Annotated in this window: 17 protein-coding genes; 2 read left to right on the forward strand and 15 right to left on the reverse strand. The window is 57.8% G+C overall.

Going from position 1 to position 19,548, the window contains the following annotated elements:
- Nucleotides 1-12 precede the first annotated feature (12 nt).
- The 9 genes from fdxA to JFU57_RS11765 are packed head-to-tail and all read right to left on the reverse strand — an operon-like array spanning nucleotide 13 to nucleotide 8,398.
- On the reverse strand, nucleotides 13-384 hold the full coding sequence (gene fdxA, locus JFU57_RS11725) for a ferredoxin FdxA (protein WP_020299954.1): 372 nt from the start codon (nucleotides 382-384) through the stop codon (nucleotides 13-15).
- 44 nt (nucleotides 385-428) lie between these two features.
- The gene (locus JFU57_RS11730) at nucleotides 429-1,934 is read right to left on the reverse strand and encodes a phytoene desaturase family protein (protein ID WP_078469732.1); all 1,506 of its coding nucleotides are present in this window, start codon (nucleotides 1,932-1,934) and stop codon (nucleotides 429-431) included.
- Nucleotides 1,935-1,973: 39 nt separating this feature from the next.
- The gene (locus tag JFU57_RS11735) at nucleotides 1,974-2,729 is read right to left on the reverse strand and encodes an SDR family NAD(P)-dependent oxidoreductase (RefSeq protein WP_020299952.1); all 756 of its coding nucleotides are present in this window, start codon (nucleotides 2,727-2,729) and stop codon (nucleotides 1,974-1,976) included.
- A gap of 36 nt (nucleotides 2,730-2,765) precedes the next feature.
- Nucleotides 2,766-3,605: an alpha/beta hydrolase gene (locus JFU57_RS11740; protein WP_201129390.1), complete on the reverse strand. Its 840-nt coding sequence runs from the start codon at nucleotides 3,603-3,605 to the stop codon at nucleotides 2,766-2,768.
- Complete coding sequence (locus tag JFU57_RS11745; protein WP_201129391.1) at nucleotides 3,602-5,125, reverse strand: phytoene desaturase family protein; 1,524 nt, start codon at nucleotides 5,123-5,125, stop codon at nucleotides 3,602-3,604. The genes JFU57_RS11740 and JFU57_RS11745 overlap by 4 nt, the downstream gene beginning before the upstream one ends.
- The gene (locus tag JFU57_RS11750) at nucleotides 5,122-6,021 is read right to left on the reverse strand and encodes a diiron oxygenase (RefSeq protein ID WP_201129392.1); all 900 of its coding nucleotides are present in this window, start codon (nucleotides 6,019-6,021) and stop codon (nucleotides 5,122-5,124) included. Before JFU57_RS11750 ends, JFU57_RS11745 begins: the two co-directional genes overlap by 4 nt.
- A 36-nt stretch (nucleotides 6,022-6,057) precedes the next feature.
- Nucleotides 6,058-6,324: a phosphopantetheine-binding protein gene (locus tag JFU57_RS11755; RefSeq protein WP_078469736.1), complete on the reverse strand. Its 267-nt coding sequence runs from the start codon at nucleotides 6,322-6,324 to the stop codon at nucleotides 6,058-6,060.
- Nucleotides 6,325-6,344: 20 nt separating this feature from the next.
- Nucleotides 6,345-7,127 (reverse strand): MaoC/PaaZ C-terminal domain-containing protein, encoded by a 783-nt coding sequence (locus JFU57_RS11760; protein ID WP_078469737.1) that lies wholly within the window; start codon nucleotides 7,125-7,127, stop codon nucleotides 6,345-6,347.
- 2 nt (nucleotides 7,128-7,129) lie between these two features.
- Nucleotides 7,130-8,398 carry a beta-ketoacyl-[acyl-carrier-protein] synthase family protein gene (locus tag JFU57_RS11765; protein WP_242487583.1) on the reverse strand — a complete coding sequence of 423 codons (1,269 nt, stop codon included), beginning with the start codon at nucleotides 8,396-8,398 and terminating at the stop codon, nucleotides 7,130-7,132.
- A gap of 441 nt (nucleotides 8,399-8,839) precedes the next feature.
- Between JFU57_RS11765 and JFU57_RS11770 the strand changes: the two genes are divergently transcribed.
- Entirely contained in the window at nucleotides 8,840-9,520 is a 681-nt protein-coding gene (locus JFU57_RS11770; protein ID WP_201129393.1) for an acyl-homoserine-lactone synthase, read from the forward strand.
- 1 nt (nucleotide 9,521) lies between these two features.
- Here the strand turns inward: JFU57_RS11770 and JFU57_RS11775 are convergent, their stop codons facing one another.
- Entirely contained in the window at nucleotides 9,522-10,250 is a 729-nt protein-coding gene (locus JFU57_RS11775) for a helix-turn-helix transcriptional regulator (protein ID WP_201129394.1), read from the reverse strand.
- A 243-nt stretch (nucleotides 10,251-10,493) separates the two neighbouring features.
- On the opposite strand from JFU57_RS11775, the gene JFU57_RS11780 reads away from it, so the two are divergent.
- Nucleotides 10,494-10,811, forward strand: a complete 318-nt coding sequence (locus tag JFU57_RS11780) for a hypothetical protein (protein WP_201129395.1) — start codon at nucleotides 10,494-10,496, stop codon at nucleotides 10,809-10,811.
- 89 nt (nucleotides 10,812-10,900) lie between these two features.
- Here JFU57_RS11780 and JFU57_RS11785 read toward each other — a convergent pair whose 3' ends face one another.
- The 5 genes from JFU57_RS11785 to JFU57_RS11805 form a co-directional block, all read right to left on the reverse strand.
- On the reverse strand, nucleotides 10,901-11,224 hold the full coding sequence (locus JFU57_RS11785) for a DUF2388 domain-containing protein (protein ID WP_201129396.1): 324 nt from the start codon (nucleotides 11,222-11,224) through the stop codon (nucleotides 10,901-10,903).
- Between the two features lie 560 nt (nucleotides 11,225-11,784).
- Nucleotides 11,785-14,115: a restriction endonuclease subunit S gene (locus tag JFU57_RS11790; RefSeq protein WP_201129398.1), complete on the reverse strand. Its 2,331-nt coding sequence runs from the start codon at nucleotides 14,113-14,115 to the stop codon at nucleotides 11,785-11,787.
- Nucleotides 14,112-15,581 (reverse strand): type I restriction-modification system subunit M, encoded by a 1,470-nt coding sequence (locus JFU57_RS11795; protein WP_201129400.1) that lies wholly within the window; start codon nucleotides 15,579-15,581, stop codon nucleotides 14,112-14,114. The genes JFU57_RS11790 and JFU57_RS11795 overlap by 4 nt, the downstream gene beginning before the upstream one ends.
- Nucleotides 15,582-15,669: 88 nt before the next feature.
- Complete coding sequence (hsdR, locus tag JFU57_RS11800) at nucleotides 15,670-18,036, reverse strand: EcoAI/FtnUII family type I restriction enzme subunit R (protein ID WP_201129402.1); 2,367 nt, start codon at nucleotides 18,034-18,036, stop codon at nucleotides 15,670-15,672.
- Between the two features lie 184 nt (nucleotides 18,037-18,220).
- Nucleotides 18,221-19,108, reverse strand: a complete 888-nt coding sequence (locus JFU57_RS11805) for a hypothetical protein (RefSeq protein WP_047295629.1) — start codon at nucleotides 19,106-19,108, stop codon at nucleotides 18,221-18,223.
- Nucleotides 19,109-19,548: the final 440 nt, after the last annotated feature.

Consider the following 19,548-nt stretch of genomic DNA (forward strand, 5'->3'; position numbering starts at 1 on the left):
TCCAGTCGCACATCAGGCATGGGCTAGGTGGTGGTCGCGGGTCGGGTCGACCGCCTCGGCCTCACGTATCAGGTGGGGCAGCTTGTTCGGCTGGCGGCTCCAGTGTTCGTGGTTGGCCAGGGGCGGGATCCGTTGCAGGATCACCGGCCAGTGCTGGACCAGCTCGGCATTGAGTTCGATGAAATGCCGGTTGCTGTCATCGAGCTGGTTCTCCGGCTGGATCGCTTCCTCGGGGCACTCCGGCAGGCACAGGCCACAGTCGACGCACTCCTGGGGGTTGATGGCGATAAAGTTCGGCCCTAGGTGGAAAGCATCCGCGGGGCAGATATCGACGCAGCTGGTATGGCGGCATTGAATGCAGTTGTCAGTCACTACGTAGGTCATGGTGTGTCTCGTAAAAGTCGGGTTTGACAGGGGGAGGGCGCCACTCAGAAGTAGCGGTCGACCAACAACCGCGCCGACAGCATCGTTCCGATGAAGCCTGCGCCCGGGAAGGTCCAGGCCCCGACCTGGTACAGCCCCTTGACCGGGTATTTCTGTGGGAAACGGTTGAACAGGCCGGATTGCCGGGTGTTCTGCTCGAAGCCGTAGATCGCGCCCGCCGGGTTATGGGTGAACTTGGTCATGGTCCGGGGCGAGCCGCTCTCGCAGACCTCGATGTGCTGCCTCAGGCCGGGAATGACCCGTTCGGCGTTGGCGATCAGCAGTTCGGTGAGTTCCTGCTTCTTGCGCCGGTAGTCGAGCTTGTCCAGGGACAGCCACTCCTTGGCGCCCGTCAGGGTGAACAGGCCCAGGCTCGACTTGCCGGCCGGGACCATCGACGGATCGACGTTGGAGAAGTAGTTGATCGACCAACTGGTGTTGTCGCCATGCAGCTCGCCGGCCTGGATGTGCTCGAACTGTTCGCTCTGGGTTTTCTCCGGGGCGAAGAAGTGGATGTACTCCTCGGGGCCCACGCCCAACTCGCTGAGCGGGCAATCGAGCCCCAGGTAGACCTGGAACCCGGACACCGACAACTTGAGCCGGCGCAGGCGCGAGCGGTACTTGGCGTCGAAGTGCTGTTCGCCGGCCAGGGCCACCACCGCATGGGGTGAAATATTGGCCACCACATTGCGCGTCTTGACCCGGCCGGACTTGCGCGTCACCACGCCGTTGATGCGCCCGCGCTCGATCACGATCTGGTTCACCGCCGACTCCAGTTCGACCCGGCCACCGTGCTGCTCGATCACTTCCACCAGGGCATTGGACAGGGCCTGGGAGCCGCCCTTGATCGAGTAGCCGCCGTTTTCCAGGTAGTCGATAAAGGGGTAGGAAAAGTAGCCGAACGCCAGGTCCTTGGCCGGCAGGCCGTAGTAGCTCCACTGCGCCGACAGCACTTCCTTCAGGCGTTCGTTGGTGGTGAAGCGCGAGAAGTAGTGGTCCACGGTTTCGTGGCCATACTTGAGCACCCGCGGATAGACCAGGGGCGTGGCCATCAGCCTCATCCAGAACGGTTTGCGCGAATACAGGAAGCCGCACAGGTCCTTGTAGTTGCGCTGGGACTCGTCGAACAGGCGATTGATGTTGTCGACTTCTTCGGGAAAGAAGCGGAACAACTCGCGCTTGTAGCCTTCCAGGTCGCGGTGCCCGACGGTGATGTCGACGTCTTGCGAGCGATAGCGGTACAGGGTCGGGTGATGCAGAAACTCGACCTTGTCCGCCACGCCGCAGGCCTCGATTACATTGAACGACTCGGCGCCACGCACCACGCCGTCGAACGAGTGCAGGGACACATCGAAGTTGAAATCCTTGCGCCGGAAATTGCTGGCATAACCGCCGGGTACATTGTGTTTTTCCACCACCAGTACCTTCTGGCCGCGTTGCGCCATCAGGCTGGCACTCGCCAGCGCGCCAAGGCCCGCGCCGACGAAAACGGTATCGTATTCTTGACTCATTACATCTCCAGGCTCTGCGGCCGGATCGGGACAGCTCAATCAGACCGTCAGGCCGCCGTCGATTACGAATGTCTGGCCGGTGATGTAGTCGGCCTGGTTCGACAGCAGGAAGCTGGCCAGGGCCGCCACTTCACGCACTTCACCGAAGCGCTTGAGGGGAATGGTGTCGGTGATCGATTTGCGCACCGGGTCGGCGATCTGCTCGACCATTTCGGTGGCAATGAACCCCGGGGCGATGGCGTTGACGTTGATCTTGAAGCGCGCCAGTTCCAGGGCCATGGTCTTGGTGATGCCGATCATCGCCGCCTTGGTCGCCGAGTAACTCAACTGCCCCTTGTTGCCCTTGAAGCCACTGACCGAGGACATGTGCAGGATCTTGCCGCGCCGCTCGGCCGCCATGGCCGGTGCCAGGCATTTACTGAAATACACCGCCGAATCGAGGTTGGTCGCGATCACATCGCGGTAACGCTCGATGTCGAACTTGAGCAGCAACTGGTCGCCGGTGACCCCCATGTTGTTGATCAGGCCGTAGGGCTCGCCGAGGGTTTCCACCAGCTGTGCGCACACCGCCTCGACCGACCCATGGTCGCGCCCGTCACAGGCGTGGCCGTGGGCCAGGCCACCGCTGGCCGCCACTTCCTGCTCCAGTTGCCGTGCCGAGTCGGCCGAAGACTGGTAGGTGAACGCGACTTGATACCCTTCCCGGGCCAGGGACGAAACCAGTGCGCGGCCAATGCCGCGACTGCCGCCACTGACCAGCACCCATTTACCGTTTGAAGCCTGCTGAACATCCATGATCTACATCCTTTAGCCTGATGGTCCTTGCCGTTGTTACGCGGGCACGACGGGTGTTTTAGCTTCTGCACGGTGGAAGAAATCGAAGATTTCCTCGAAGTAGCGGTCCCGATGCTTCTTGTGGTTTTCCAGATGGCGACAGCCTTCGAAACCGACCAGGTGCAGCGCCGCGCAATCGAGGCTCAGACCCGCGACGCTGGCCGCCGGGATAAAGCGGTCGTCGAGGCCGTAGAAATAGGCGATCGGTAGCCGGCCTACGCCGCGCAACGAGTGGTCGATGGCGCAGGTTCCGGTGGGCACTGCCAGGCGGCTGCCGCTGATCCAGCGCATGGCCAGTCGCAGCGGGCCACGGGTGAAATAGCTGCGCACCGACACCGGCACACTGTCCAGCACCGCCGAGGTGAAGGGCGTGGTATCCCGCGCCAGGGCATGGGACAGGTGATAGCCGCCAAACGAACAGCCCACCAGGTGGATGGGCAGGCCGGGGTTGTCCCGCTGCACCCGTCGGGCAATGGCCAGCACATCGTCGGCAAAGGCGTGGCCGCCGATGGTGCTGCGGCCGAAGCCTTTGAAGTTGAAGGCGACCACGTGATAACCCTGGTCGAGAAACGCCTGGTCCAGCTTGTTCTCGAAGAAGTAATGCATGCCGTACTTGAGGAACGGGTGGCACAACAGCACCACGCCCCGAGGGTGCATGACGGTGGTGCGCAGGGACGCCCCCTCCAGCCGACTGCCGTCGCGCGCGACTTCGACAAAACCTGCCGCGCGACTGGGGACGTCGCGCTTCCAGCCCTGGACCTGGCGGAACATGGTGCGGATGAACAGCTTGGAAATGGCCACACCCAGCCAACCCGTCGATTGCTCGTTTTTGCTCATGCTCGTTTCCATTGTCTGGCCTTCATCTCGGCATAACCGAATGCCGCTTCGTAACTGGGACCCGCCACCCAGGCGCTGAGGAACTGCACGCCCTGCACCGGGAAGCCGTGATGGAAGACATGGCCGCTCAGGTCCGTGCTCACCATCGCCCCATAACCCGAACCGTCGGTGTTGTTGGTGAACCGCACATAGGTGTGGGGCGTGGCCACTTCGGTATGCAGCACATGCCCGCGCAAGCCCGGCACCTGGCTCAACAGACGCTCCACCAGGACCGCGCCGGCGCGCTGTTTCTTGGCCCGGTACTGCTCAGTACGGCGCTGCGGCCAATGAGCGATCGAGTCGAGCACGTTGATGCACACCACCAGGCCCGCAGCCGGGTCCAGGGCGTGATAGTTGGTAACCTCGACCGGCGACATTTCCCAGAAGGCCCGCTCACTGAGCGCCGCCTCATAACCGCTGCGTTCGGCAGCCATGCGCAGCTCGGCGCCGGCGCCCGGGTCTTCGGGGAACAGCATCGACTCGCTGTGCAGCAAGCCCAGTTGCGCCGGTGGCAGGTCGGTCACCAGGTACACGGTGGTGGTCGAGCGGGCCGGTTTCAGCGCGGTGAGTTTCTCCCGCGTGGGGGCCAGCTCCACATCCGCCGCGAACAGCGACTGCACCGCGTAGTGCGGTGAAGCGTTGATGTACACCCGCGGCGAATGGAACACGCCGCGCTTGGTGCTGACCCCCGTGACGCTGCCTTGCCCGTCGGTGAGCACTTGATCGACTGCCGTGCTGAGCAGCACCTGCCCACCGGCCTGCTCGATCCGCTGCGCCAGCAGGTTGGACAGGTGCTGCGACGAGCCCCTGACATAGGCGTTGCCACGGTTGAGGGTGGCGTACACCACATGCAGGTAGTACAGGTAACCCAGGTCTTCCGAGTAGCCGCCGACGTAGATGCCCGGCGCCGCCAGGATCTCGATCAGGTACGGGTCGTCGAACAGCTCGTGCAGCGCCTGGCGCACGGTCTTCTGCTTCAGGTGGCGATGGGCGAAGCGCAATTGGGCCATGTCCGGCTCAAAGGTGCCTTCCAGCATCTGGAACTGGTAATAGCCGTTGCGCCCGTAAGTCCGAACCTGTTCGAAGAAGGTCGCAATGCCCTCGGCCTGATGGGGAAAGCGCTCCAGCAACTGCTGTTGCGCGTCGTCCACATCGTTGGCCAGGGGCAAGGGTGTGCCGTCCTGGTAAGCGCAGAAGTAGTCCTCGGGATAGACCAGGTCCAGCGTGTCCTCCAGCTCGAGGCTGCGCAGGATGCGGATCAGGTTGCCGCCCTCGGCCATGCCGCTGAGCTTGTGCAGGCTGCAATCGAACACCGCCTCCTGCTTCGGTCGGCTGAACGTGGAGGCATACCCGCCGACGACAATATGCTTGTCGATCACCAGCAGGCGTACCCCAGGGTCACGTTTGACCAGCATGGCCGCACAGGCCAGGCTGGTGATCCCGGCACCGACGAAAATCGCGTCCCAGGACGGCTGGCTCATTGACGCAACCCCAGCTTGTCGACCCAGGCGTAGATCTCGGTGAAACGCACGTCGTTGATCCGGGCGTTGCTGTCCGAGCGCCAGACTTCTTCGATCTTCGCCTTGTCGTCCATCGCGATCGGGAACTCGAACGACGTGTGCCGGGCGATTTCCGGGTTGTAGGTGAACATGTCGATCAGCGCCGGAATGATCCGACGGCTCATGGCTTTCACCTGGGCGATGGATTCCGCGCTCGCCGTTTCAAAGAACGACTCGCTGATCCAGCGACCGAAGGCAATGTGCCGGGCCTCGTCATGGTGATGTTCACGGAACAGGGTCCGGGTCATGGGTTCAATGCCAGGCCCCTGGGAGGTGTGCATCGCGCCCATTTCCGCCACCCACTCGATCAGCAGGGTGAACAGCACGCCCACCGCCGGCTCCATTTTCGGCAGGGTCACGGTCAGCAGTTCGTAGAGCCCTACCGGCGGGTTCCAGATCTCCAGGCCGGCCTTGACCATGAAGCGCTTGAAGGTCAGGGTGTGCACGATCTCCTCCTTGGAGAAGATCATCAGGTACTCCTGCAGGTCCTGGGAGATCCGATCGTGGAACTGGGTGATATAGCCCATGTACAACGACGGAATGGTCTGCTCCAGCCAGATGAACATGGAGATATCACGGCCGGTTTCCAGCCAGGCCAGCTCCAGTTTCTGCGCCTCGCTCAGGCCTTCACAGAAGCGCGTGCCATTGATCCACAGATGATCGGGGTCCTTGGGATAAAGGCTGCGATCGACTTCCTGGTTCCAGGGCAATACGGTCGCGTGGTCCATGGTCTTGTGATGCGAGACCTCGCTCAGCTTGCGGACCTTCGATTCCCTTGCCTCTGAAATGGTGAGCACACTATTGGTCAGCGTGGACATTCCCTTGCTCCTAATGGGTAACGGTGGATCTGCCGGTCAGGCAGGTGCGGTGGCCGATTCCTTGACCTCGACCACGAATTCGCACAGTTGGCGCAACGTGGCGATCTGGCGGCTGGCGAACGAGTCGGGATCCAGCGCCACGCCGATCTTTTTCTGCACCACAAGCTGCATCTCGACGAAGTCCAGGCTGTCGAACGCCATCGATTCGATCTGGGTATCGAGGGTCACATCGTTTTCGTCGACGTCCTTGAGTTCCAGAATGAGGTCACGAACAACGGCAAATACTTTCTCTACGGTGGTCATTGCACAGCTCCTTGGTGGGGTTAAAGGGTTTTTGCCATCAGCCCGAGGGTGATGGTCATGACGTGGCGATCGCTGACATGCACCCCAAGATCGAGGGTGCCCACGGCCTTGCCGGGGCTTTCGATCAGGTTGATGTTGCCGATCTCACAGCGAATATCGGTCTGCAACCCGCCCAGGGAACGCAGCGAGGTGCAGAAGTTGATCTGGTGGCTGGTCTGCACCACCAGCAGGTCCGACAGGTCCTCAAGCCGGTTTGGTCTTTCCCGCTGCCGGAACTGCGCTGACAGGGAGTCGAAGACCACCCCCATGTGGTTGCGAATGAAGTGGGAAAAGATCAGCGCATCGAGCGCGACCCAATCATCGAAACCCTGGCCCAGGCCCTGGCGAAATTCCGCGAGCCAGGCCGTCACTTCCTCCCTGACCAGCAGAAAACCCGCAGTGCTGGAGGACCAGAGCGGCGCGTCGACGATGCGCACGTGGCCGATCATGTGTTCGCTGTTGCCGATGCTCGACTGCAACTTGAATGCCGTGCTGTCGCTGCGCTCGCGGGTCGACAGCGCGACCAGGCTGTCGCGCAGCACCGGCGTCTTGAGCAGCGCCTTGAACTGCATCCAGTCCTGGGGCAGCACCGGGTTGACGCGGCCCATGCGCTGCTTGACCGGCAGCAGCGCGAGCATGCCGTGCACCACCACATCGGCGGCGTCCATGCGGCGCGCCGCTTCCAGGTCGAAGTGAATCGGGTTGCGATCACCGGAGAGGCCGGCCCAGGCCTCGATCTGCTCGGCTGCAAATTGCAACTGCATGCTCAAACCACCTTGCGCAGCATGATGCCGGCGTTGGCGCCGCCGAAGCCGAAGCTCAGGTTCATCACGTTGTTCAGGCTCTGCCCATGCAGGTGCTCGTTGGGCACGTAGTTGAGGTCGCACTCGGGGTCGGCCTGATCCATGTGGATCGTCGCCGGGATAGTGCCGCGGGCCATGGCCTTGAGGCAGAACACCGCTTCCATGGAACCGGCAGCACCGATCAGGTGGCCGGTGTAGGACTTGGTGCTGGACATCGGAATGCCGTACGCGGCGTCCCCCAGGGCCAGCTTGATCGAGCGGGTTTCGTTGACGTCGTTGAGCGGGGTCGAGGTGCCGTGCAGGTTGATGTAGTCGATCTGCGCCGCCTGCACGCCGGCCTGCTTGCAGACCTCATTGATCACCCGTACACGGGCCTGCATGTCTTCGGCCGGGGCGGTCATGTCGTAGGCATCCGAGTAGTTGGCGTAGCCGGTGATCTCGCCAAGAATCTTCGCGCCCCGGGCCCGGGCCGACTCGTAGTCCTCCAGGCACAGCACCGCCGCGCCCTCGGACAGCACGAAGCCGCTGCGACCCTTGCTGAACGGGCAGCAGGCCAGACGGGTGTTTTCCTGCTCTTTGCTCAGGGCCTGGATGACATCCACCGACCACACGTTGAACTGCTCTTTCAGGGACTCGCTGCCACCGGCAATCATCACCTTGGCGCGGCCGCTGCGAATCGCCTCGTACGCTTCGCCGATGGCGATGGTGCCCGTGGCACAGGCCGCCACCGGGCTGTTCTGGATGCCGCGCATGTTCCAGTTCATGGTGATGCCGGCCGTAGCCGCATTGCACATCGACATGACCGTGGCGAAGGAGGTGGAGATGCCGTGGGCACGGTATTCGTTGTTATTGCTGTTGGCGGTGTCCAGGCCGCCCCAACCGGTGCCCAGAATCACGCCGCGATCGAAGGGCGAGACGATCTCATCCAGGGGCGTATCACCGAACGCCATGCGGATCGCCTCATGGGTCGCCACCAGGCTGTATTTGGCGAACAGCGGCAACATCTTGGAGATTTTCTTCGAAAACGGACGCATCGCCGCATGCCCGAAGTCATCGATAAAACCAAAGTAACGGGCGTGGATGCTCGGATCATCGAAGGTGTGCTGACGGTAGCCCACCTGGTAATCCATCATCGCGTCCCAGATAGCGTCGGCATTCTCGCCAAGCGAGCAGATGGCGCCATAACCGGTTACCACGACCCGGCGCGGTTCTGAAGAAGCAGACTTTTCCATGATCTTCCCTGTTTCGATGTCTTTGGCTTGAATGCCGCACAGCATGAAGAAGCCTGATCCAGACACTCAGACTGTCATTGGCATAGTTGGCGATAGAGGCAGATGGAGTACTTTCAATTACAAGCGATGACGGCAACTTAGAACAATCGTCCAATATTGAAAGTTCAGCGTGCAGCGTCATCCGGGCTTAACCACTGCCCGGCATAAGTTGTCGTAATTGCCAGGGCAGGACAACTGTATCTAGGTACAGATAGGTGATTAAAATCAAAGTGCGCAGGCGCCAACTGCACTAAGGTACAGGTCGCTACTGAACGGATATTGATAAACTAAGGAAAGTCGTTGGGGGTTATCTTCGATGTCCGGAAGTTAATGCCTTGCGCTCCTGTACCCATCGCTCTACTTAGTACTTAAGTACTACATTCATGGAAGAACGTTAATAATATGAACGCTATCGATTTTTACACGCTTGACTATAGTGCGACGCCCCATGCCTGGGTCGCTGACTTGTATGGCCTGCGCAAGGAAGTATTCGCCGACCGTCTGAATTGGAAGGTCAATGTAAACAACGGCATCGAGTTCGATGAATACGACAACGAGCGCACCACCTACCTGATTGGCACCTGGGAGGGCATTCCCCTGGCCGGCCTGCGGCTGATCAACACCCTGGACCCCTATATGGTCGAAGGCCCGTTCCGTGATTTTTTCCGCTGCGAGCCCCCAAAACACGCGCTGATGGCCGAATCCAGTCGCTTCTTCGTCGACAAGATCCGCTCTCGCCACCACGGCCTGGCCCAGGTCCCCCTGACCGAAATGCTGCTCTTGAGCATGCACAACTACGCCGCGGCCAAGGGCCTGGAGTCGATCATCACCGTGGTCAGCAACGCTATGGGGCGGATCGTGCGCAACGCCGGCTGGCACTACGACGTGCTGGATACCGGCGAAGCCTCGCCAGGAGAAAAAGTGTTGCTGCTGGACATGCCGGTCAACGAGCTGAATCGCCAGCGCCTGCTGGCCACTATTGCGCGCAAGCAACCCCTGTCAGCCGCACAGGCCAGCCTGTGGCCGCGCCCTCTGCAGGCTGGCGACAGCCCGCTCGATGTGCCCGAGCGGGTCAGTGCCTGAATCAGAGGATGCCTTGGCGCTGAGCCTCATAAACCGCCTGTTTGGCATTGCAGACCTGTAGCTTGCCGGCGATGTTGGACATGTGAAATTTTACCGTCCGCTCGGAAATCGCGCAGATCAGCGCGATTTCCCGGTAGGACTTGCCCATCATCACCCACTTGAGCACCGCCATCTCCTTGGCCGAAAGCGGCCCGCTCTGAAGCTTGGCAAACCACTCATCGACGGTTCGCAGGCTCAGCAGCCGGCGATGAAAGCGGATCAACGCCATCTGGATCTGCGCTTCCTGGTCGGCCATGCGTCGCTCAAAATCGGCTTGCGGCCCTTTGTTGCAAAGGCTCAACGAACTGAACAGGCCGCAGGGGTCATGCAGGATAAAGGTGGCGCCGGAGCAGATCCGGTGTTGAGTGGAGCGGCGAAAAAACTCCCGGCTCTTTTCACAGGACGCGCTCTGCAACGCATCATCCCAGGAAAAGGGCGCACAACTTTTAAGCGCGTGATGAATGATCGGGTCGATCAAATGATAGCTGGCGTCCTTATAAGCTTTGAGCCAGGGCAAGGGGTAGTTTGAAACAATAAGAGGCGCCGCCTCACGATTACGAGGAACGGCAAAGTAGGCATAACTTAGCCCTTGCAGCTCCCCCAGCTGCGTTTCAAGTTCAGATTGTAAACAGACGTTTGAATGACCTTCGTCGGCTGGGACGAAATCAGCGTATTTGAATTGACTATCCATGTCATGAGCTCATTATCCATCAGGATTAAGCGAACTTTGCTCAAACATTGAAGACAATGCAAGATTTTTCATTACGCCGAGCAAGTACGTACATGCCACTGACATACAAGGCGTTTAATGCCGGTACAAGCGGACAGACGGTATTCGACCAAGGCCTAATATAAATCGACGAGACTAACTAGACGGTTTGTTTAGAAAACGATTGAAGTAAACAGTTGCTTTTAAAAACCTTGCTGTTTGAGGTTGAAAAACGCTGCCTTGATCCATATCCGGAGCATTTCTGCTTGCGGTTCGGTGTTTTTTGCCGAGCTGTTCCGTTCAGATTGTGCTGGTGAATTTTTAACAAAAGTTGCTCATCTTTCGGTCATCTGCCTCATACCTCCAGCAACAAAAGCCCCATGCACCTCCCTAACAATCCACACCAGAATATCGGCGATCTCTATCGCGACCACCGCCAGCGCCATGGACATTCGCTTCGACCACCCGCAACGCCCGGTGCACCTGGAAGCCGGCCAGCAGACCGATTTCAGCCGCGCCCTCATTTCGCTCATCGTCCCCTGAACAAGACGGGGATGTGGGGCGCTGGACGGTGGGGTGAGTTGGTATGAGAAACAAGAGGCCTGTGGCTGTGGACAGTTTGGAGGTCTACATCAGAATGAAGTAGCGATCGCCAGGGCCAGTTGTTGGTCGGTCATCAAGGGCGGGGTGTATGTCGTACGGTAATACCGCACTGCTTGCTCAAACTGAGCGCCGCGAATATCGCCATCTGAACCGACGAACGCAAGTGCGTCGGCTTTTGCAGGTTTGAAATTTTTAGCAGCCAACTCAGAAAACCCGGTGGTTGCAGAAAGGACCGTGGTTGGGGCTAGCGTTATCATGATCATCGATTTTTCATAGGAATCATCGGACCGCTCAGTGGCATGAGCGCTGATCGAAAACGTGAGGGCGGCAGCCATAATCTTCCATGAGTCCATTCTTCGTTGCTTCCATTGCGATCCGAGGTCGCGACGATAGCAAATTAGGGTATCGCCAGAAACAAGAAGCCCGCGCAGTGGCGGGCTACAGAACACAGATCGGTAGCGCATCAGTCCGACAGTAAAAGCAGATTGCTCTGCGGGCTTCCCAGGCTTACGGCAGGGCGTTTACCTGCGGACCTTCAAGCGCGGTCGCAAAAACTAGCATGACCTCGATTCGTGTTGGAAAAACGGGACACCCAGCGTGCCAATCAAGTCGGGTCGACTTGTTGTGGCACTACATACTCAATACAAATGCTGTCATTAAGCTGGCATAACCGAGCCAAAACCATCCATTCAGGCACAAAAAAGGCACTTGCGATAAACGCTAAGTGCCTGATTTGTGTAGCTTGTTTGGTGGGCCGGGGTAATCTGAATTGGTTTCTTAGATATTTGATTTAATTGACTAATGTGAGTTTGTAAATTTCTTTGGAATACCAACTGGAATACCGCGAGGAGCTGGATTGAGCAATATGCTTCGTATCCGTATCTTTCCGAGGACGGCTAAAAGCAATCTTTGTTTACTCGAAACCGGGCAAGCTGAGCATGCCTCCTATGGTACGTTTGCCAAAGCCGCAGGGCATGAGGATTTTGTGCTTCTTCATCTCTCCGAGCACCGCCAACCATTCGGTTTTGCCAAAACGCAGCTTGGTGTCATTCCAGCTATGCATGACTTCCTCCACGATGGCTTCATCGGAAACCGGACGGCCTTCGAGAATAAAGTCGTTCCAGGCGGCATAGAGCGTCACAGTCATTTCGCAACGATCCGTATCCCAGTCCCGCATTAGCTCGATGACCTGCTCAATGGTGGCGCGCTCAGCGGCCGACCAGACGCTGCTATACGCCTGCCTATGCTGCCCTGCTTGGGAAAGCGGGCGGTAAGCATGGCCAACAGTCTCGCGCTCGATGCGTTCATACCACTGATGGTTTTGCATCTCGCCTTCGACCTTATTCATCAACTGGCGGTCATGTGGGCCGGCAGCATCGCGGAGATACTCGCCTTGTATCGCTGCGAGCTTGGCCACGTGTTCAACCAGGTAAATCACCTTTTGCAGCTTGCGCTGACCAAATGTCCGTTGGCCGTGCAGCTGGTGAGTGATTTCGGCGGCGAGCAAAGTGCGCCCAATTAACCGATCCGGAACAATTAGTACTCGCTGGCGATCATCGGTAAGGGCGCGCTCGACCAGAGCGCTAGCCAGCTGTTCGTTCAGTTGGCGGGCCTGATTCAGATAGGAGTTTAGGTGGTCACAGAGGACCGTAAGTTGGTCGACTTTTGCGATGATACGGTGCATTTCATTTGCCGGCGGTAATGGCACACACAGTAATCCAAGAATTTCTAAGTTGATATTTTTCTGAGCGGTAGATGGTGCGAAGTCCTCAAGATGTGACTTTGCAGTGCGTAGGAAAAACTCAAAATAACGAACGTCTAGCTCGGGAAAATCAGGAGTGAAACCCACAACGCTGTCGGGAAAGCAGGCGTCAAAACCGAGAACGGCACTGTCACCAATATTCGCCGCAATGGTGATGCACATGGTACCAGTAGGCCACAAGCGACTTTGCTCAACACCTTTAGCGTTGTATAGAGCACTGTATGTTTTAACTACTCCGTTGGCCCGAGCAACATCGCCTGTTTGAATCAAAGGAACATTTCCCTCCGTATACAGAGATGGGTCATTTCGAGGTCGATGCCTCGACTTACCTCGGGCGAGCTCGCCCACTGCCGGTAAAGTTACCCATGCCCAATTGCCCGGTAGTTCAAAGGGCTTTTCTACCTCGGAAATATCCGCGATAGATTTCTGCTTTTTATCCCGATGGTTTAAGCGAGTATTTGAAATGCGTTCAAGCAGCTTGCTGGCTGGCTCATCGTTTTGATCTTGCGGTACTAACTTGCCCATGACGGCCAATTGCAGCAGGGTCTGTTTGAGGGCGTTGATGCTGGAGGTTGTGGCGAACAAGGTGTTGAAGTGTTCAGCCAGGCGCTGCCAGTTGGTGGCGAAATCGGTGGCGTCGCTGGCTTGTGTTAGGCTGTCGAGCAGTGCTTGCACCAGTTGGGCGTGGGCGCTTCCGGCGTCGGCCTGCTGGGCTTCCAGGCGGTCGCACAGGGCCATCAGCTCATCGACTTTGGCGACGATGCGGTGTTGTTCAGCGAGGGGAGGCAGTGGAAACGGATTTGCCTCAACAAAGTCTTTGGGCAATCGTTTCTGGCCTGCTGTTCCGGTCATCTTGGTTTCGCCTACAAGCAAGAACTGCGGCGATTTCAGATAGGCCAGTACGTACCTAGGATCAAGGGTTCCGTTAACAGGGCGAACAATGTGCAGCTCAGTTGTACCCGCGCCCAAACCATTCACGAGATTGGAAAAGACGCATGCTTTGCTGTTCTCAAAGCAAGGTGTGATTTTCGCGACACCAATATCGCCCTCTGCAAAGTGCGTGAAGCCTTGTTTCACCTCCTTCCACCGGCGGGGCTCTTGCGCATGCTGATCATCGAAGCGTGTTCCAATAAACGTCATTGGCACAAACGAAACCTCAATGGAGTCTACTGCAGCATTCCTAGGGTTAACAAATGCCACTTGCGCTAGTGAACTCCATTGCCAACCCACTGGTAATTCAAACGGGTTTTCTTCCTCGACAATCGCTACCAATGGTTTCTGCTTCTTGATCTTGCCCTCAGCCACCAACCGCGCCTTTTCCTCGGCAATGCGCTTAAGCAACTCACTGGCCGGTTCATCACTGGGATCTTGCGGCACCAATTTGCCGCGCACCGCCAGTTCCAGAATCAGCTCGCGCAGCTTCTTAATGCCATTGGGTGCGCCGGCCAGCAGCGGCAGGTTATCGGTGAGCAACGCAGTCATACCTGGCGCTCCAGGGCTTCGGCTAGCACCGCTTTGAGCTGATCGCGCAGGTCGCTGATTTCGCCTTGCAGCGCGACATAGTCGCGTAGCAACTCGTCCGGGTCATGGCTGATCTGCTCGCTGATATGCGGATTTTTGCAGTCCAGGTTCCAGTTGCGCGCGTGCAGGTCTCCGACGCTGACCTTCCAGGAAAATTCGCTCTCCACTCGTGCGGCAAAGCCGTCGGCCTCGCTGCCCCACCAGGCTTCCTCGACGGCGAACTCTTCGATGCGCATGGGGCGGGTCTTTGAGTAGTTCTTTACCCCGGCCGGGTATTGGTGTTCGTAGAACCACACCTGTTTGGTTGGTGTGCCTTTGGTGAAGAACAGCAGGTTGGTCTTGATGCTGGTGTAGGGGTTGAACACACCGTTGGGCAGGCGAACGATGGTGTGCAAGTTGCACTCGGTCAGCAGTTTTTCTTTGATGCGGCTTTTGATGCCGTCGCCAAATAGAAAACCATCGGGTAGCACCACGGCGGCGCGGCCACCGTCTTTGAGCAACTGCATGATCAGCACCAGAAACAGGTCGGCAGTTTCACGGGTGCGAAAGGCTGCGGGGAAGTTGGTTTCGATGCCGTCTTCTTCCATGCCCCCGAACGGTGGGTTGGCGACGATGCAATGTACACGCTGGCTCGGGCCCCAACTGATCAACGGCTTGCTCAGGGTGTTGTCGTGGCGGATCTGGTTGGGCACCTCGATGCCGTGCAGGATCATATTGGTGGTAGCCAGCAGGTGTGGCAGCGGCTTTTTCTCCACACCGAAGATGCTGGCCTGCAGGGTGCGTTCGTCTTCGGCGGTCTGTACATAGCGGCTGCGCTTATGCTCAATGGCGCAGGTGAGGAAGCCGCCCGTGCCGCAGGCCGGGTCCATGACCTTTTCGTCCAGCTTGGGGTCGACCATGCGCACCATAAACTCGGTGACCGGACGCGGGGTGTAGAACTCACCGGCGTTGCCTGCGTTCTGTAGGTCGCGCAGCAGTTGCTCGTAGAGGTTGCCGAACTCGTGGCGCTCCTGGGCCTTGTTGAAGTCCACGCCTTCCTGAATCTTGTTGATCACCTGGCGCAGCAACTGCCCTGACTTCATGTAGTTGTACGCGTCTTCAAACACGCTGCGCACCACAAAGGCTGAGGGCGTGTTGCTGTACTCCTGCAGGTTCTGCAGTTGGGGGAACAGGTTACTGTCGATAAAGTCCTTGAGCGCCTCGCCGGTCATGCCTTCCGGATCGGCGGCCCAGGTACGCCAGCGGCAACTGTCGGGAATGGGCGAGCGGTAGTTGTCGTCCATCAGCTCCCATTCCAGCTCGCGGTCATCGAAGATTTTCAGGAACAACAGCCAAACCAACTGGCCAATGCGTTGGGCGTCGCCGTCTACGCCAACGTCTTTGCGCATGATGTCCTGGATGGACTTGATGGTGGAGCTAATGGACATGAAGTTCTCTCAACGCGTACCGCAAGGGGGGCGAAATTCTATCGGATAGTGGGGACGACTGCTTTGGCATGTCGTCGGTGCTTAGCCCTTAGCTTGCGTAAAGTTCATCTTCCAGTTCGTGGATAGCCTTGTTGTAGCCAGCCTTGCCTCCAAAGGCCTTGACCAGCTCGATGGGCGCACCGATTTGACTGAATGGGTCAAGCTGCAGGATTTTGATGTCCTCAATATGCTCGATGCCGGTATCGGCGTATTTATCCAGCAAGGCCTCCAGTACTTGGCGGGCTGCGCCAGAATACTTGGCGAAATAGTTGCGCTTTTTCACCTGCTCGGCTCGCTCGCGGCGTGATAAGGCAGGCTGATCGAAGGCGACGTGGCAGATCAAGTCGAACGGATCAAGCGGCTTGCCCTGTTTCTTTTCCACTTCTTCGGCCAAGGCTTCCCACATCACGCCCTGGACGGCCATCTCCTCGATGATGACTTTCTTTTGCTCGGAATCACTCCAGCGCCGAAGGAAGTCATCCAGTGAGGCGAACTGCTTTTGTACGCAGGTGCGGGTGTAGTCGTGCAGCGATTCGGTGATCAGTCGGCCATCCGGACCGTAATACTGCACACGCTCGGCGATGACATAAATCGGGACGTTGTCGATGACGTACTTGATGCGTTTTTTGCCTTCATCCTCGCCAGTGAATTCCAGGCCGTCACTATCGTTAGCGTCGCCTGCGATGATGCCGTCCTCATCGGCAAGCGGATCGTCTGGCGGTACGGGGGAGTCGTCACCGTCGGGTGCGTAGATCACCACCGGGTCGCCGTCGAAGGCCGGGTCGGCAAACAGCTCGGTGGCCTTTTTGAAGTCCATGATGGTGAACCAGTACTTGCCGTAGTCCTCGTTGATGCGAGTGCCGCGACCGATGATTTGCTTGAACTCGGTCATCGATTTGATGTGCTGGTCAAGCACGATCAGCTTGCAGGTCTGAGCGTCGACTCCGGTGGTCATCAGCTTACTGGTGGTGGCAATCACCGGGTAGCGCTCTTCCGGGTTGATGAAGTTATCCAGCTCAGCCTTGCCTTCCTGATCATCGCCGGTGATACGCATGACGTATTTGCGATTCTCGGCCACGCGCTCAGGGTTAAGGTTGACCAGGGCCTGGCGCATGCGCTCGGCGTGGTGGATGTCGTCGCAGAAGACGATGGTTTTCTGAAACGGATCGGTGGCCTTGAGGAGTTCGGTAACCTTCTGCGCCACCAGTTGGGTGCGCGCCTCGATCACCAAGGTGCGGTCCATATCCTTGAGGTTGTAGATGCGGTCTTCGATCAGCTCGTCATTTTTATCGAGCATGCCTTTGGGGGGGCGCCAGCCTTGCAGGTCTTTGTCGAAGTCGATGCGCACCACTTTATAGGGGGCGAGGAAGCCGTCTTCGATGCCTTGCTTCAAGGTGTAGCTGTAAATCGGCTCACCGAAATAAGTGATGCTGGATACTTCTTTGGTTTCCTTTGGTGTGGCGGTAAGGCCGACATGGGTGGCGCTGGAGAAGTATTCGAGGATTTCACGCCAGGCGGAATCCTCAGAGGCGCTGCCACGGTGGCATTCGTCGATCACGATCAGGTCGAAGAAGTCGCGAGAGAACTGCTTGTAAATGTTCATCTCTTCATCAGTGCCGGTGACGGCCTGATAGAGCGACAGGTAGATCTCGTAGGAGGTATCGATCTGACGTTTGGCGATTTTGGTCATCGCCTGGCCGAAGGGCTTGAAGTCGTTGTTCTTGGTCTGGTCGACCAGGATGTTGCGGTCGGCCAGAAACAGGATGCGTTTCTTCTGTTTCGATTTCCACAGCCGCCAGATGATTTGGAAGGCTGTGTATGTCTTACCGGTGCCCGTAGCCATCACCAGCAGGATACGGTCTTGGCCGCGCGCCACAGCCTCGACGGTGCGGTTGATGGCATTCATCTGGTAATAGCGCGGCATGCGCCCGGAGCCGTCGTCGTAGTAGGGAGCTTCGATCTTGTGTTGGGCTGTAGTATCCAGCCCCTTCCACTGGCAGTAGCGGTGCCATAGTTCGGCAGGGCTGGGGAACTGATCAAGGGTGAGTTCGGTTTCTACCTGGCTGCCCGTGCCACTGCGGTCGTGAAACAGGAAACCATCGCCATTGCTGGAGAACACGAACGGTACGTCCAGGGCCTCTGCATAGCCCAGGGCTTGCTGCATGCCGGAGCCAACGGAGTGCTTGTTGTCCTTCGCCTCGATTACAGCGATAGGTAGGTTGGCCTGATGGTAGAGGATGAAGTCTGCGCGGCGTGCTTCGCCGCGGCTGTGAAGTTTGCCTCGGACGATAATGCGGCCTTTGGTAAAGCTGACTTCCTCGCGCACCTGCTTGTGCATGTCCCATCCAGCTTGCTGAACGGCTGGGGCGATGTACTTGCTGCAGATGTCCCGCTCGGAAAGCGACTTTTTGTCCATAACCCCAATTCCCTTTCAAGCCGGCCTGGTCGCTCCATTCCGGCACTGCTGATCGTGCTTGATGGGCGTAAATGTACCTTGTTTGATAGTGGCACGGGGGAAGATCAGATTTTGGTGGTTGAAGCTGTAGGCAAGATGAGTCGAGGCCATGACAGCGCGAGTGTTTTGCGTCGTCCCGATTCCTTTATCTTGGATCGTTCTCTGCAGCGGGCTGAAGATGGCTAGGGTGGATAGGACCACAAGCGAATCGTTGGTACTGAATTAACTTCCGTCGGCGTACATCACCAATTTGGCGGAGCATGTTCGGTCGTTCCCGATCCATGTAGGCCGCTGGAAACAGCGCCGGATCGTAGGGGATGGCGTCCAGCACGTCGATTCCATATTCGACATATACACGCTTGCCGAGCGGTGTCAGGGCCAAGGCCTTAATTCGATGGATATGCTCTGATATGACTCGATACCCATCATGAACCAGCAAGTCGCGCAGGTAGTGGTTCGATGCGCGTAGTGCGATCTTCACTCGCACTGACTCCCGGTGCTTTCGATCCTGCCAGTAAGCGAATAGATTGAACAATCGGGACTTTAAACACGTGATGGGGTCGATGACGGCGACCTGTACGCCTTCGATATCCAGGACGGATAAATACTTGAAAATCTCTTTTTTGGGCGCGCCCCCTACGCTGTCCATTTCCAGAATATCGACGATGACCTCTTTACCGTCAACCCAGTCAATGTACGCGGCGGCAATATTTATCGTGTTGTCGTCCATCTTCGCCTTGCGAAAAGGGACGCCCATCATCTGGGCGCAATAATCAATAGAGTTGGGCTTGCCGATAAAGTCCAAGTCATCGCTAGTGACGAATCCGACATCCTCGCCTGTCATTTCGTCGATGAGGTATTGCCGGGCCCAAAGCGTAAGCGATTGCCCCCCAACGATCACAAGGCCGTAATCGGTGACAGCTGATTGAATTGAGGGACGGTAAACGCGCTGAATTAGATCGAGCAGGAAAGCGAAGAGCTCTGAACGTTCAAGTAGGGCGAACGGAGCGTCTTCGTTTACCGCTTCGGGCATCAGTTGCTAAGCGCAGAGAATCGTTGTGGGCGAGCGATTGAAGCAGAGTTGCCACGAAGGGCAGCTTTGGCACGGGCAGCAGCCATTTCAAGCATCTGAGGGTCAGCTGCATAGACAGCATCAACCTGACGGTCACGTGAGCTGCTTTTAAGGCTCATCATTTCCGCAAAGCTAAGGTCTTTTGAATGCTGGTGACTGCTGATCATGGCGAAAGTACCCATAAGGGTGGAGATATAGACTTGAATTTGAGGTTAGCACATTCAGTCTGCGCATTTACAGGTGAAGGGCTGTGATTGCAAGGCTTTAACCGACGAAATGCATTACCTTGGGACCATTCTCTGTGTGAAAAACAGTTGTTTTTCGCTCACTAGGTACCAACGGGAGGGCTGGCGTAGCCAGCCCTCCCGTTGGTACCTAGTGAGCCTTTAACGCATTAAAAG

Source organism: Pseudomonas sp. TH07 (assembly GCF_016651285.1).
Taxonomy (GTDB): Bacteria; Pseudomonadota; Gammaproteobacteria; order Pseudomonadales; family Pseudomonadaceae; genus Aquipseudomonas.